The following is a 13,731-nucleotide window of genomic DNA, read 5'->3' on the forward strand; positions in this document are numbered from 1 at the left end:
CCTTGACTATGGAACACAAGTACGTTGCCGCGATCGATCAGGGCACGACGTCGACACGCTGCATTATCTTTAACCACGACGGTGAGATCGTTACCATCGGCCAGTACGAGCACGAACAAATATTCCCGCAGAAGGGGTGGGTGGAGCACGACCCGCGCGAAATCTGGGACAATACCCGCCGCGCCGTGGCCTCCGCACTGGCGGATAGCGACGTCGCGCGCGAGGACATTGTCGCCGTGGGCATCACCAATCAGCGCGAAACCGCCGTGGTGTGGGATAAGCACACCGGCGAACCCGTCTACAACGCGATTGTCTGGCAGGACACTCGAACCACAAAAATTTGCGAACAGCTTGCCGGGGAACACGGTGCTGAACGGTGGCGCGAAACCACCGGATTGCTGTTGAACTCGTACCCGTCCGGCCCCAAGGTGAAATGGATCCTGGACAATGTGGAGGGCGCCCGCAAACGGGCGGAAGACGGCGACCTGTTGTTCGGCACGATCGATACCTGGCTGATTTGGAATCTTACCGGCGGTGCGGAAGGTGATGGCGGGGAACCGGCGTTGCACGTGACAGATGTGACGAACGCTTCGCGCACCCTACTCATGGACTTGCGCACATTGCAGTGGGATGAGGAAATTTGCGCGGAAATGGGGATTCCCGTCTCCATGCTGCCGGAGATTCGGCCGTCTGTCGGTGATTTCCGCACTATTCGACACCGCGGAACCCTTGGCGGTGTGCCCATCCGCGGTGTACTTGGTGACCAGCAGGCGGCCATGTTCGGGCAGGCTTGTTTCGAACCTGGTGATGCCAAAAATACGTACGGTACCGGCCTATTCTTGTTGCTGAACACCGGCACCTCCCCAAAGTGGAGCGACCACGGGTTGATTACCACGGTGTGCTACCAAATCGATGGTGAAGAACCGGTGTATGCGCTCGAGGGCTCCGTTTCCATGGGCGGTTCGCTGGTGCAATGGCTGCGGGATAATTTGCAGCTTATTCCCAACGCCGCAGCGATTGAGAACATGGCCCGCTCCGTGCCCGACAACGGCGGCGTGTATATTGTGCCCGCGTTTTCCGGCTTGTTCGCCCCACGCTGGCGTTCCGACGCCCGGGGTGTCATCGTCGGGCTCACTCGTTTCGCGAACCGCAACCACCTGGCGCGTGCCGTGTTGGAGGCGACGGCGTACCAGACGAAAGAAGTTGCCGACGCGATGGTCGCAGACTCCGGCGTCCCTATTACGGACCTAAAGGTGGATGGCGGCATGGTGATGAATGAGCTCCTGATGCAGTTCCAGGCCGACATCTTAGGCACGAATGTGGTGCGGCCGAAGATTATCGAGACCACGGCGCTGGGTACCGCTTTCGCCGCTGGGTTGTCCATTGGATTTTGGGAATCTTTGACACAACTTAAAGAGCAGGGTGGGGTGAGCCGTGTATGGAAACCCGCAATGGATCCCAGCGAAGTTGATCGTCTGTTCGGGGAATGGAACAAGGCCGTGGAGCGTACCTACAACTGGGAGGATGGGGAATAAAACCGCCTAGAAGTGCCGCCTCGCGTTCAACGGTGTGCGGGGCGGTTTTTCGTCATGTGCGAACAGTTGAGCTATTCGCGCTCTTGCATCTTCTGTTGTGGGCAGCCTTTTAAATTGAGGTTGCTATTAGCAAATCAGCGGTTCTCGGCTGAGTGAATTCGATGTAGAAAATCTACGTGCGAACTGAGAAAATATTGAGCATAAGTTCAACTTCTATATGAATATGATTGCCTGGAAACAAGCAACTCCGCCAAATTTGCCGCGTTGATTGGCGCTCCAACGGGCACGACCTTGTTGCGTCGCTCATGACTGTAATCGCAGCTCGCGGCGCATGTTGGGCTAGCCCCGAATGTGGGCAATGCGGGAGTGTCTGAGGGGGAATTTTGCAAGCTAGACGCGCTGTAAGGTTTCAGTTGGGAGCGCGAAATCCTGTTGTGCACTCTTTAAGGGTTGCTGTAGGTGATAGTGCTCGTGCTACCGTCTGCTGATGAGGCGGGCTTGAAAAGTGGTGCTGTCGATTTTCTTAGCGCAGTTGTTGGTTTTTCAGCTTCTATTGAAGTGCCCGTTTTCAATTCAAAAACCATCCACTGTGATGTGGTGTTTTACTAGTCGAGAATGATGGGCCTAATGCTTTTACATCAACAGAGAAGTCGCTATTTCATTGCATTCCTCTCGGTGCTGGCACTGTTGCTCGGGGTTACCTCCGTGTTGCCGGCCGCGCAGGCGCAGGAGTTGGGTGCTCAGGTCAAAGTTTCCTCAGGTCCCGAAGGCCTTAAGGTCAACTGGGGCGAAGGTCGCCGAATCATGACCCGCCTATTCAATATTGAGTCCGGCGGTGCGACGCGTGAGGCGTATTGCATTGAGTACAACGTCAATGCGGTGTACTCCGACCAAGCAAAGACTGTTAAGTGGGACGAATTCCCTGGTAACAATAAGTTTAAGACCGATGAAGGTATCCGCCATAAGGTCAACTGGATCGCCGCCAATAGCTACCCAGCAGTTTCGATCGACGAGTTGCGCACCAAGATTGGTGTGACCGCGGAAGAGCTGCCCACTGAGGCCGCTATTGCGCAAACTCAGGCTGCAATCTGGAGCCTGCTTGCCGATGAGTTCGTATACAAGGGCATCGACACCGGCGACGCCACCATCAAGGGCGCGGAGTTCAAGCTGTTTGAATACTTGACTGGTGAGGCTAACGTCGGCCGCGCCGAAACCTCCACCTTGGACCTCGAGGTAGAGATCGATGATTCCAAGGCTCGCCGTGAAGACAACGGCGTGATGGGCCCGCTGAGCTTTAAGACCAACGCAGCTGGCCTCAAGATCACCACCAGCAACGGCACCATCGTAGACGCCCAGGGGAACCCGATGGCTGCGGAAGACATTCGCCCCGGCACCGAGTTCTACCTCAAGGTCAACGAAGACGCTGGTGAAGCCACCATTACTGCATCTTCCGAGGGGGATGCTATTTCCGGCGCGTTGGTGGTGACCCCCAAGGAAGATGGTAGCCACGGGCAAACCTTGATCGTCACCCACAACGACGTGGTGCGCAAGATTGAAGAATTCACCATCCGTTGGGAGGGGACCGAGGTTTCCATCGTTACCGCCGCTAGCGACGGCTGCGACGACGACCGTTTCCTGTCCGGAAGCGGTGGCACCGTGGTTGACGTGGTCAAGTACACCGGTTTGATCGTGGGCCGTAAGTACGTGATCAAGGGTGAGCTCATGGACAAGGCAACCGGCGAAGGCACTGGCATTACCGCCGAAAAGGAATTCACTCCGGAATCTCCGGACGGTGAAGTGCGCGTCGAGTTCGTCGTGCCAGAAGGCTACGCAGGCAAGACGCTCGTGGTGTTCGAACGCGCCTACGATGAAGATGGTCGCTTGGTCGCGGAGCACGCGGACATCAACGACCGCGCCCAAACTGTCCGCGTCACCCACGACAGTGAAATTCCCCCGGCATGCCGCGAAGGTAATGGTGGCGGCGGCTATGTCGGATCCCTCGGTTTCGGCGACAGTGATGCTGGTAGCTCCGGCGCTGGCGCCGCAGCGCTGGTAACCCTCGTCGCCGGTGGCCTCCTCATCGGCTCTCTCGCTTCCTCTGGTTCCGCTGACGCTGGAAGCAGCGGCTCCAGCGAACCGAAGAAGGAAGAAGCCCCGGCACCTGCACCAGCAGCACCCGAGGGCCAAGGTGGCGGTGATCCCGCGCCTAAGAACACCCCCGCGGCACCTGCGGCACAGGAACCAGGCGGAAAGGGCGCTCCCACCGCTCCTGCTTCCAATGCAGCACCTACGTTGGCAAACACCGGTGCGAGTGTTTTGTGGGTCGTTGCAATTGGTTTAGTAATTACCGCAGTCGGCGCAATCTTCATTATTGCGAAGCGTCGTCGTTCGAAGTAATTTTCCACTCCTAGTGAACCCTCAGTCTTTTGACTGGGGGTTCCGTTATTGTTTTCGCATGAACTCTTGTTCTAGTGCCAAAAGTAAAGGACAAACTGAAGCTTGCAAGATTAAATTTTGTACGGCGATATGTTCGACTGATTGTGGGAACGTATGGGAGTCATCCACTCAGTCCTATAACCCCTGCCAGTTCGGGTAACATGCCGCGATTCTAGCCCCGAAATAGGGAATTTTTACATCGTTTTCACGTCGCTGCTGGGGGACTTTTCCAAGCTAGAAGCGGTACGCTAAGCCTTTATAAAGAAAACTTCGAATTGTGACCCATCACCAATGGTTGCCTGCGATACTATCGCTCGTGCTACGGTCAGCGAGTGAGGCGGGTATATAATTTGCGGCTAATCATGCACTCCGGTTTTCCGCAGATTTCCAGTGCTCGTTTTTCAAGAAAAACCATCCACCGTGATGTGGTTTGACGCATTACCGATAGAGAATGATGGGTGAAATGATCGTATATTTACAGAAAAGTCGCTTCTTTCTAGCGATCCTTTCTGTGTTCGCCTTAGTCATCGGCGTGGTTGCGCTGATGCCCAGCGCGCAGGCGCAGGAACTAGGCGCACAGGTGAAGGTGTCCCAGGGGCCCGCCGGGTTGGCTGTTTACCAGGGGTCCAAGACGCGTGCGACGCAGCTGTTCCAGCTGGAGTCTGGCGGTGAAACTCGCCACGCGTATTGCATCGAGTTCGGTGTGCCCGCGGTATACACGGACAACGCGAAGACTGTGAAATGGGACGAGTTCCCAGGTAACAACAAGTTTAAGACCGATGAGGCGGCTCGCCACAAGGTCAACTGGATCGCAGCGAATAGCTATCCCGCTGTGTCCATCGAAGAAATCCGCGCCGCGATCGGCGTGAGCAGTGAAGAACTTTCGGTTGAGGCTGCTATCGCGCAGACCCAAGGTGCCATTTGGAGCATCCTGTCCGACGAGTTCGAATACAAGGGCTTGGAAACGAACGACAAGTCCATCAAGTCCGCAGAGTACAAGCTGTACGAGTATCTCACGGGCAGCGCGAATGTTGGGCGTGCGGAAACCTCCACGTTGGACTTGTCCGTGGAGATTGACGCCTCGAAAGCCACCCGCCAAGACAATGGCGTGATGGGTCCCCTGCGGGTGAAGACCAACGCCGCCGCCCTGAAGATCTCCACCGACCATGGTGAGATCGTCGACGCCGACGGCAAGAAGATCAACGCTTCTGAAATCCGCTCCGATATGGATTTCTACGTGAAGATCAACGAAAAGGCTGGCGAGGCGAAGATTACGGCGTCTGCTGAGGGCGATGTTATCTCCGGCGCGCTGGTGGTGACGAAGAAGGATGACGGCAAGCACGGCCAGACGTTGATTGTTACGCACAACGACGTGGTTCGTAAGGTCGAAGAGTTCACCATCCGCTGGGAGGGCACCAATGTGTCCATCAAGACCTCCGCTTCCGATGAGCAGGACAGCGACAAGGTACTGCCCCCGAGCGGCGGCACGATTGTCGACGTCGTGGACTACACCGGTTTGATCGTAGGCAAGAAGTACGTTCTCAAGGGCGAGCTGATGGACAAAGCCACCGGCGAGAGCACAGGCATCAAGGAAACCAAGGAATTCACCCCCGAATCGCCGGACGGCACGGTGGAAATGAAGTTCGTGGTTCCCGAAGGCTACGCCGGCAAGACCCTCGTGGTGTTCGAGCGTGCCTACGACGAAGACGGCAACCTCATCGCGGAACATGCTGACATTAACGACCGTAAGCAAACGGTACGTGTGGCCAACGAGTGCGGCGGTGGCTCCGGTTCGATCGGTTCCTTCGGCTCCTCGGACTTTGGCAGCAGCGGCGGTTGCGGCGGCGGCTGTGACTCCGGCAAAGACTGCGGGAAGAGCTGTGAAAGCAACGGTGGCGGCTGCGAAGGTGGCTGCTCCGGCGGTTGCGAATCCAACATCCGCCTGGAAGCTGGCGGCTTAGTGGTTCGTAGCACCCCTGAGCTCGAGCTTCCTCGACGTTAACCAAAACAACAAAACCCCTACCTGCGTTTATTTTCGCTGGTAGGGGTTTGTTTGTGCGTGGAGCCGATGACGGGAATCGAACCCGCGTATTCAGCTTGGGAAGCTGATGTTCTGCCATTGAACTACATCGGCGGACTGATTCAGCATAGCATTACACCCGCCCAATGCCGAATCATTGGGTGTATGTGACTGGGGTTGTCGTTAGAATGAAGTTGTGCTTCTTTCAGACCGAGACATTCGTGCAGCTATCGATGCGGGCCACTTAGGCATCGACCCGTTTGACGCTGAGCTCATTCAGCCGTCCAGTATCGATGTTCGAATGGACCGCTTTTTTCGCGTGTTCAATAATTCGCGCTATACGCACATTGATCCGAAGCAGCGGCAGGATGATCTCACGAGCCTGGTGGAAGTGGATGAGGGGGATCCTTTTGTCCTTCATCCAGGTGAGTTCGTGCTCGGCGCTACGCTCGAAACGTTTCGGCTTCCGGCGCATTTCGCTGGTCGTCTTGAGGGGAAGTCTTCCTTAGGGCGGTTGGGATTGCTTACTCATTCCACCGCTGGGTTTATCGATCCCGGTTTCGAAGGGCACATCACTCTTGAGCTGTCTAACGTGGCTAATCTGCCTATCACCTTGTGGCCGGGTATGAAGGTTGGGCAGCTTGCCATCTTTTCTATGTCCTCGCCCGCTGAGATTCCCTATGGTTCTGGAGCGCTTGGCTCGAAGTACCAAGGCCAGCGCGGCCCTACGTCTTCTAAGGCGTACCTCAATTTCCGCTAGGAATGTATGATCACCTTTGATCGGGTAACAAAAACTTTCGATTCTTCGACGCCTGCTGTGGATGGGTTTTCCTACCACTTCCAACAGGGCAAGACGACTTGCCTTGTCGGTTCTTCGGGCAGCGGCAAGACGACGTTGCTGCGGATGGTTAACCGCATGGTCGAGCCAACAAAAGGCCGCATTACGGTCCGCGGAGAAAATATTTCCCGGGTAGACCCGGTGACGCTACGGCGTTCGATTGGCTATGTGATGCAGAATGCGGGATTATTGCCGCACCGCACGGTTGCGCAGAACATCGCTACCGTTGCCCATTTGAACAAGCTTCCGGATGCCGATGCGAGGGTGCCGCGGTTGATGGAGTTGTTGGATCTTCACCCGGAACTAGCGCGCCGCTACCCTGCAGAGCTTTCTGGCGGCCAGGCTCAGCGTGTTGGGGTGGCGCGCGCCCTGGCTGCGGATCCGGATATTTTGCTCATGGATGAGCCGTTTGCCGCGGTGGACCCAGTGGTGCGGCGCGAGTTGCAGAAGCTGGTGATGCGTTTGCAACGCCAGCTGAACAAGACCATTTTGTTGGTTACCCACGATATTGATGAGGCGTTCCAGCTCGGTGATGACATTGTGCTGTTGTCCACCAGTGCGCACATCGAGCAGGCCGGCACTGCAGAGGAGTTTGTCACCAATCCGGCGAATGATTTCGTTGCGAGCTTTGTGGGGGTTGCGGATCGCGCGGTGCGTATTGAACAGCGCGGCGGACGCACGGTGGTGGTGGACCGTAATGGCCGCGTGAACGGGGTGGTTACATGACCTGGGCAACCACGAATCGGGACATGCTGATCGAACTCATGCTCGCTCATATTAACCTGTCGTGGCCGCCGATTCTGATGTCGTTTCTGCTTGCGGTCCCGCTCGGTTGGTGGGCGCACCGCAACAAACGTGTGCGCGAGTTTCTGGTTGTCGGAACGGGGCTCATGTATGCGATTCCATCGCTGGCGTTGTTTGTGGTGATCCCGCAATTTTTGGGCACCTCGATCCTCTCGCCGTGGAACGTTATCGTCGCCATGGCTATCTACGGCCTTGCGTTGCAGGTGCGTACCACCACGGATGCCTTTGATGCTATCGATGCCGATGTATCCGATGCCGCTGTCGCCATGGGCTATTCCACCTGGAGAAAGTTCTTCGCGGTGGAGATTCCCTTGGCGTTGCCGGTAATGATTTCCGGTTTGCGGGTAGTCAGCGCGTCGACGATTAGTCTGGTGTCGGTCGGTGCCCTGATCGGCGTGAATTCGCTGGGCAGCTTGTTTACGGATGGCTTTAACCGTTATTTCGCTACCGAGATTGTGTTCGGCATTCTCGGCACCCTGCTGCTAGCCGTTGTGTTCGATGCTGTGCTCTTTTTGGCGCAGCGCGTTGCCACGCCTTGGGTGGTGGCTGCCCGTGCTTGAGTTTCTCGTTCACACCGGCGAACATATAGCCTATTCTGTTCTGGCCGTGGGGATCGCCGTCTTCGTCGGAATTCCGTTTGGTTTAGTGATCGCCCGTACTCGGCTTGCCGACGTCGTTCTCGCCAGCGCTGGCGCGTTGCGCGCGTTGCCTTCGCTCGGCGTCTTAACATTGCTCACCCTTTACCTTGGTATCCGCGTTCCGCTGATACCCACCACAATTGTGTTGTTGCTGTTGGCTATTCCGCCGTTGCTGGCGGCTACCGTCGCCGGGGTGCGTAACATCCCGCCTGAGGTGACGGATGCTGCCCAGGCGATGGGGTTTACGGAGGGGCAGCTCATGCTGAAAGTTTCCACCCCGTTGGCCCTGCCTACCATCGTTGGCGGTTTGCGTTCTTGCGTGTTGCAGGTCCTTTCTACGGCGACTATCGCGGCCTTTATTGGCTTGGGTGGTTTGGGCCGTTACGTTATTGACGGCTTGGCGCTGGGGGATTACGCACAAGTCCTCACCGGAGCGTTGGCTGTAACGGTTTTGGCCCTTGTAGCGGATAGTGTATTAGCGATACTGCAACGGAGACTCCGATGAATAAGACCATAGTTTGTGCCTTAGCAGCGCTTTTCCTCGCTGCTTGTGTCCATGATCCGCTTAATACACCAACTAGCTCTCAATCCGATTCGACGAATACGACTGTCCAAAACGGCAAACACATCACCATAGGTACCGCCAATTTTCCGGAATCCGAAATAATCGGCCAGATTTGGGCGGTTGCCCTCGAACAGGAGGGTTTCGATGTGGAGGTACGCTCCGGCATCGGCTCCCGTGAGGCCTACTTGCGCGCCTTGCAGGAGGGAACTGTTGATCTTGTCCCGGAGTATTCCGGCAACCTAGCTCAGTACTACATCAAAGAGTCCGGCCAAGCGGAGCTGCCGGTGGGTGCTTCGAATGAGGAAGTCCTCAACGCGTTGAACCATGTGTTGCCCGCTGGCCTTTCCACGGGCCCGGTTGCTCCAGGGGAGTCGAAGGATTCGTTCCGCGTGACGCGTGAGTTTGCGGAGCAGCACCGGTTGGTTACGCTCGAAGACCTTAAGGATATGGAGGGGTTGCGGCTCGCGGGTAACCCGGAGTTGAAGGAGCGTCCGTATGGGCCGAAGGGGTTGCAGGAGGTGTACAACATTCCTTCGGTTGAGCTGGTGCCGATCGCTGATGGTGGCGGCCCCCTCACCATTGCCGCGCTGAACGACGGCGCGGCGGACATCGCCGACATTTACACCACTTCACCGACGTATGATAGTGACCTTGTCACGTTGGAGGATAATAAGAATCTCGTTCTTCCGCAGCATGTGTTGCCGTTGATGCGGGGTAAGGCGATTACGAGTGAGGCACGTGAGATTCTCAATACGGTGAATCAGCGTCTCACTACCGAAGCGCTGAAGGATATGAACGCTCAAAATGTGGGGGATCAGAAAAAGGAACCCAGGGCGCTTGCCACTGAGTTCCTGCAGCAGAGTTAGGTGTCTTGATGTCGGCGCTCTTTGAAGAAGGCTTCGAGGGTGTCGACCAAGTCACGATCTTTTTGCAGCTCCGCGACTTGGGCGCGGAGCTTTGCTACTTCTTCCCGCAGCCCGATAAGTTCGGCTTGTTCCTTTTGTACGCTGGCGAGGCGTTCGCGTTCTTGCACTGCGGTGACCCAGTTCCGAAGCGTTTCCGTGCTCACACCGAACTCGCGTGCGATTTCTGGAATGTCGCGCTGTGCTTTCAAAACTTCCCGGACTGCTTTTTGTTGGAATTCGGGGGAGTATTGACGACTCATAGGCATAGCGATCATCCTTCCAATCGAGATGTTTTACAGTCAGTGTAATTGGAAAAACTCAAGTAAAACGAAGGAATTGGACAAGGATGTCTGGCTTTGATACCGACGATTTTTGGATCACCTCTGACCTGCACCTAGGTCATCCATTGCTCACCCAATTGCGCGGATTCGCGTCAACAAGCGAACACGATACCACCATTTTGGGGGGTCTTTATGGGATTCCGGACAATTCCACGTTGGTTTGCTTGGGGGATATCTCGGTTGGAAAGGACGAATACGCTCTCGGTCGACTCCGTGAGTTGAAACTAGCGAAGGGGCTCACCATGATTCTTACCCCTGGCAATCACGATGCCTGCCACCCGAAGTTTGGGCTGAAGAAAATGCTCACATGGACCCCAAAATACGAACAAGTGTTTGATTTTATTGCGGTCGATTTCGTGCTAAGGCGCCGCGTATTGTTCACCCATCTGCCTCGCCTTGAGGATCCGCATCGTTCAGCGAAGCTCAGCCGATGGATCGCCCGCGATGGTTTCGAATGCGTGGTGCACGGGCATACGCATTCTTCGAAACCCCTCGCCCCAGGGCACGTGAACATCTGCCTCGAGGCAACCGACCTCAAACCGATCCATGCCTCGGAGCTGTGGCGGCGGGTCACTCAGGTTCAACTGTAAACGCCGCTATCAGCGTCGTGATCGGGACGGCGAGGGTGAGCGCCAACGCGCCGATCGCGGAGCGCAGCAGCTCCGTCGCCATGATGTCGCTTGTGAGCACTTGCAGGAACGGTCGATCCGCCACGCTGAGCAGCAGCAATAGGGGAAGCGCCGCCCCCGTGTAAGACAAGACGAGGGTGTACACCATCGAGGCGATGTGGTCGCGCCCCACCTTCATCGCCCCGGTGAAGAGCCGCCAGGGGGAGGCGTCGGGTTCGATTTCGGCAAGTTCGTTCACTGTCGACGCTTGCGCGATCGTAACGTCGTTGAGCACGCCTAGCGCACCAATAATAAAGCCGCAGAGCATGAGGCCCGTCACGGTCACATCGGGCAGGTACAACTGGATCAGCAGGTTGTCTTCGTCGCCAAGCCCGCGTAACTGGCTGGACGCGATCGCGAGGTGCGCAAGCCCTGCCGCTAAGCCAAGGGAAACGATCGTGCCGAACAGTGCGGACGAAGTCTTCCAGCTCACGCCGTGGACGATATACAGGACGGGGAAGAGCACTGCGGAGCCACACACCACGGCCAGCAGCAGGGGTGGCCCGCCATGAAGCAATGCGGGCAGCAGGAACAATGCCACCGCCGCGAAGGTGAGCACTAAGCCCACGAGGGAACGAATGCCGGGGCCGAGGCCGATCAGGACGATGCCGAGTGCGGTTAGCCCTAACCAAAATGCTAGGGACCAGTCGCGTTGAAAATCCGTAAAGGTGTACGCGTGGCTGCCGTCCGCCGCGGTGGTTTCGCTCATGCGGATGGCTTCGCCTTCCTGCAAGTCCGGATCGCCCGGTTTCTCGCTCACCATGAGCAACGTGCGCTTGCCTTCGTTGTCACCTTCCAGGATTTCTACGATGGCGCGCTGGCACTCATCCGTCCGCTGCTCCAGGGAGGTCACGGGTGAGGTATCAAAGACGCGGCCCACGGAAGGGGAGTTGCATTCCCCGGTGTCTCTGATCACCACGCGGCCATCAACTTGGGCCTGTGGCAATGCGGACGTTTTCGCGAATTCGGGGGCAACGCGTGGTGGTTCGCTGGAGGGCCACAGCAGCACTAACCCCGCGGCCGTCGCTAAGAAGCTACCTACGAGCAGTATGCTGAGCAGCCATTGCCATACGGTGAATCGCGTCTCGCCAAACTCTGTGGAATGTCGTCCCATACCTATTGTTTATAGCTTGCTAGGAAATTTCCTAAACGTTCGATGGCGCGAGCGAGGTCATCGGCGTGTGGCAGTGTCACCACACGGAAGTGATCCGGCGTTGGCCAGTTAAACCCAGTTCCCTGCACCATCAGGATTTTTTCTTGGCGCAGCAGGTCGAGCATCATCTTCGCATCGTCGTGAATATCGTGCACATTGGGGTCGAGGCGGGGGAAGGCGTACAACGCACCCATGGGTTTGGTGCAACTTACGCCGGGAATTTCGTTGAGTTTTTCCCACGCAACGTTGCGTTGTTCGAGGAGCCGGCCGCCGTGCTTGGTGAGGTCGAAAATGGACTGCCTGCCGCCCAACGCCACCTGAATCGCATGCTGCGCGGGAACGTTCGGGCAGAGCCGGGTGCCGGCCAGAAGCTCCAAGCCTTCGAGGAACCCTAAGGCGTGGTGCTTCGGACCTGTCACCACCATCCAGCCGGCGCGGTAGCCTGCCACCCGGTACGCTTTGGACAAACCGTTGTACGTGATGCACAACAGGTCCGGACATAAGGTGGCGATGGAAATATGGTGCGCGTCGTCGTACAAGATGCGGTCATAAATCTCATCCGCGAGGATCAGCAGCTCGTGCTCCCGCGCTACCTCCACGATGGCCTTGAGCGTATCCCGCGAGTACACCGCGCCGGTGGGATTGTTCGGGTTAATCACCACGATGGCCTTGGTGTTTTCCGTGACCTTTGAGCGAATATCCTCAAGGTCCGGGCTCCAATCGTTTTCCTCATCGCACCGATAATGCACGGGCTTGCCGCCGGCGAGGGAAGTGGCTGCCGTCCAGAGTGGATAATCGGGCGCGGGGATAAGCACCTCGTCACCGTCGTTGAGCAGTGCTTGGGTGGTCATGGAAATAAGTTCGGATACACCGTTGCCGAGGAATACATCATCCACGTCGAAGGACGGGAACCCAGGAATCACCTCATAGCGTGTGACAATCGCCCGCCGCGCCGGAATAATGCCCTTCGAGCTGGAGTAGCCTTGGCTCGTGGGTAGCGCCGCGATCATGTCCCGCATGATCACATCGGGGGCGTCGAAACCGAACACGGCGGGGTTGCCGGTATTGAGCTTTAAAATGCGGTGGCCATCGAGTTCAAGGCGTTCCGCTTCCGCCGCAACGGGCCCCCGAATCTCATACAGCACATCCTTCATTTTTTCGGATTGGTCGAATACGCGGGGGTTACGTCGGGGCGGCACACTAGTCATTCCACTATCGTGCCACTTCTCCCCGAAAATTGGGAGAGATTTTTCACTTTCTCTTGAGGAAACCCTGTGCTAGGTTCAGCGCCTGATTGGCCAATTCGTGCTGGCGGGCGCGGCTTTCTTGCCGCATCTCCAATTCCCGCATTTTCGCGCGGGCCTGCAATTCGCGGATACGCTCCCGTTCGAGTTGCCGCGGCGACGGCAAGTACCACGACTTCGGCCCAACCTTGAGGACGTACAACAACGTGATCACGGTGGGGATGAGCAAGAGTAGTACGGCGCTTTCAGACCACACGGGGCTGAGCAGGAAACCCGCCGCCACCGACGCGATCGAGGTGAACGCTACCGCGGCCGCCTTGGGTTTCGCGTTACGGCGCCGCAGCGAGTCAATTTCTGACACCGTGTACGAGCCTTCGTCGGTGTGCGCCGGCAGGTCTCGGAACATGCGCTGCACTTCTCCCCGCGTGGTAGCGGAGATAACCTGATCGCATCGGTCTTCGTATTCGGGCAAGGTGAGTCGTCCGGCTGCGAAATGCGCCCCCAGCTGGGAGATAGCGTTGTTGCGTTCCGCATCGCTAATTCGGACGTGTTCGTTGCTCATAGCCCCAAGAATAGTGAACTGG

The 13,731-nt window shown here is 57.1% G+C and carries 13 protein-coding genes and 1 tRNA gene; 9 read left to right on the forward strand and 5 right to left on the reverse strand.

Going from position 1 to position 13,731, the window contains the following annotated elements; genetic code table 11:
- Nucleotides 1-8 precede the first annotated feature (8 nt).
- The 3 genes from glpK to Q4D83_RS05660 all read left to right on the forward strand — a co-directional run bounded on the left by glpK (nucleotide 9) and on the right by Q4D83_RS05660 (nucleotide 5,973).
- Nucleotides 9-1,535: a glycerol kinase GlpK gene (gene glpK / locus Q4D83_RS05650; RefSeq protein ID WP_303173740.1), complete on the forward strand. Its 1,527-nt coding sequence runs from the start codon at nucleotides 9-11 to the stop codon at nucleotides 1,533-1,535.
- Nucleotides 1,536-2,210: 675 nt separating this feature from the next.
- The gene (locus Q4D83_RS05655) at nucleotides 2,211-3,932 is read left to right on the forward strand and encodes a VaFE repeat-containing surface-anchored protein (protein ID WP_303173741.1); all 1,722 of its coding nucleotides are present in this window, start codon (nucleotides 2,211-2,213) and stop codon (nucleotides 3,930-3,932) included.
- A 502-nt stretch (nucleotides 3,933-4,434) separates the two neighbouring features.
- Entirely contained in the window at nucleotides 4,435-5,973 is a 1,539-nt protein-coding gene (locus Q4D83_RS05660) for a VaFE repeat-containing surface-anchored protein (protein ID WP_303173742.1), read from the forward strand.
- A gap of 58 nt (nucleotides 5,974-6,031) precedes the next feature.
- On the opposite strand, the gene Q4D83_RS05665 is transcribed toward Q4D83_RS05660, so the two are convergent.
- A tRNA-Gly gene (locus tag Q4D83_RS05665) sits at nucleotides 6,032-6,105 on the reverse strand.
- Nucleotides 6,106-6,187: 82 nt separating this feature from the next.
- Here Q4D83_RS05665 and dcd point away from each other — a divergent pair.
- Genes dcd through Q4D83_RS05690 form a run of 5 tightly spaced genes read left to right on the forward strand, consistent with a single transcriptional unit; the run spans nucleotide 6,188 to nucleotide 9,702 of the window.
- On the forward strand, nucleotides 6,188-6,751 hold the full coding sequence (dcd, locus tag Q4D83_RS05670; protein WP_303173743.1) for a dCTP deaminase: 564 nt from the start codon (nucleotides 6,188-6,190) through the stop codon (nucleotides 6,749-6,751).
- A 6-nt stretch (nucleotides 6,752-6,757) separates the two neighbouring features.
- Nucleotides 6,758-7,555 carry an ABC transporter ATP-binding protein gene (locus Q4D83_RS05675; protein ID WP_303173745.1) on the forward strand — a complete coding sequence of 266 codons (798 nt, stop codon included), beginning with the start codon at nucleotides 6,758-6,760 and terminating at the stop codon, nucleotides 7,553-7,555.
- Nucleotides 7,552-8,193, forward strand: coding sequence for an ABC transporter permease (locus Q4D83_RS05680; protein WP_303173746.1), 642 nt, complete (start codon nucleotides 7,552-7,554; stop codon nucleotides 8,191-8,193). The genes Q4D83_RS05675 and Q4D83_RS05680 overlap by 4 nt, the downstream gene beginning before the upstream one ends.
- A gap of 46 nt (nucleotides 8,194-8,239) precedes the next feature.
- On the forward strand, nucleotides 8,240-8,776 hold the full coding sequence (locus Q4D83_RS05685) for an ABC transporter permease (RefSeq protein ID WP_303173748.1): 537 nt from the start codon (nucleotides 8,240-8,242) through the stop codon (nucleotides 8,774-8,776).
- On the forward strand, nucleotides 8,773-9,702 hold the full coding sequence (locus Q4D83_RS05690) for an ABC transporter substrate-binding protein (protein WP_303173749.1): 930 nt from the start codon (nucleotides 8,773-8,775) through the stop codon (nucleotides 9,700-9,702). Before Q4D83_RS05685 ends, Q4D83_RS05690 begins: the two co-directional genes overlap by 4 nt.
- On the opposite strand, the gene Q4D83_RS05695 is transcribed toward Q4D83_RS05690, so the two are convergent.
- Nucleotides 9,699-10,007, reverse strand: coding sequence for a transposase (locus Q4D83_RS05695; RefSeq protein ID WP_303173750.1), 309 nt, complete (start codon nucleotides 10,005-10,007; stop codon nucleotides 9,699-9,701). The genes Q4D83_RS05690 and Q4D83_RS05695 overlap by 4 nt on opposite strands.
- A gap of 80 nt (nucleotides 10,008-10,087) precedes the next feature.
- Between Q4D83_RS05695 and Q4D83_RS05700 the strand changes: the two genes are divergently transcribed.
- Nucleotides 10,088-10,672 (forward strand): metallophosphoesterase, encoded by a 585-nt coding sequence (locus Q4D83_RS05700; RefSeq protein ID WP_303173752.1) that lies wholly within the window; start codon nucleotides 10,088-10,090, stop codon nucleotides 10,670-10,672.
- Here Q4D83_RS05700 and Q4D83_RS05705 read toward each other — a convergent pair.
- The 3 genes from Q4D83_RS05705 to Q4D83_RS05715 are packed head-to-tail and all read right to left on the reverse strand — an operon-like array spanning nucleotide 10,653 to nucleotide 13,709.
- Nucleotides 10,653-11,864: a YibE/F family protein gene (locus tag Q4D83_RS05705; protein WP_303173753.1), complete on the reverse strand. Its 1,212-nt coding sequence runs from the start codon at nucleotides 11,862-11,864 to the stop codon at nucleotides 10,653-10,655. The genes Q4D83_RS05700 and Q4D83_RS05705 overlap by 20 nt on opposite strands.
- A gap of 2 nt (nucleotides 11,865-11,866) precedes the next feature.
- Nucleotides 11,867-13,111, reverse strand: coding sequence for a pyridoxal phosphate-dependent aminotransferase (locus Q4D83_RS05710; RefSeq protein ID WP_303173755.1), 1,245 nt, complete (start codon nucleotides 13,109-13,111; stop codon nucleotides 11,867-11,869).
- 43 nt (nucleotides 13,112-13,154) lie between these two features.
- Complete coding sequence (locus Q4D83_RS05715; RefSeq protein WP_303173757.1) at nucleotides 13,155-13,709, reverse strand: DUF1707 domain-containing protein; 555 nt, start codon at nucleotides 13,707-13,709, stop codon at nucleotides 13,155-13,157.
- Between the last annotated feature and the right edge of the window lie 22 nt (nucleotides 13,710-13,731).

It is taken from the genome of Corynebacterium sp., from assembly GCF_030532715.1.
In the GTDB taxonomy this organism is placed as follows: domain Bacteria; phylum Actinomycetota; class Actinomycetes; order Mycobacteriales; family Mycobacteriaceae; genus Corynebacterium.

Coding starts and splice junctions, on each gene's coding strand:
- Q4D83_RS05695 (WP_303173750.1), bottom strand. CDS start 10,007: ATGCCTATGAGTCGTCAATACTCCCCCGAATTCCAACAAAAAGCAGTC.
- Q4D83_RS05705 (WP_303173753.1), bottom strand. CDS start 11,864: ATGGGACGACATTCCACAGAGTTTGGCGAGACGCGATTCACCGTATGG.
- Q4D83_RS05710 (WP_303173755.1), bottom strand. CDS start 13,111: ATGACTAGTGTGCCGCCCCGACGTAACCCCCGCGTATTCGACCAATCC.
- Q4D83_RS05660 (WP_303173742.1), top strand. CDS start 4,435: ATGATCGTATATTTACAGAAAAGTCGCTTCTTTCTAGCGATCCTTTCT.
- Q4D83_RS05675 (WP_303173745.1), top strand. CDS start 6,758: ATGATCACCTTTGATCGGGTAACAAAAACTTTCGATTCTTCGACGCCT.
- Q4D83_RS05700 (WP_303173752.1), top strand. CDS start 10,088: ATGTCTGGCTTTGATACCGACGATTTTTGGATCACCTCTGACCTGCAC.
- Q4D83_RS05715 (WP_303173757.1), bottom strand. CDS start 13,709: ATGAGCAACGAACACGTCCGAATTAGCGATGCGGAACGCAACAACGCT.
- Q4D83_RS05690 (WP_303173749.1), top strand. CDS start 8,773: ATGAATAAGACCATAGTTTGTGCCTTAGCAGCGCTTTTCCTCGCTGCT.
- glpK (WP_303173740.1), top strand. CDS start 9: ATGGAACACAAGTACGTTGCCGCGATCGATCAGGGCACGACGTCGACA.
- Q4D83_RS05680 (WP_303173746.1), top strand. CDS start 7,552: ATGACCTGGGCAACCACGAATCGGGACATGCTGATCGAACTCATGCTC.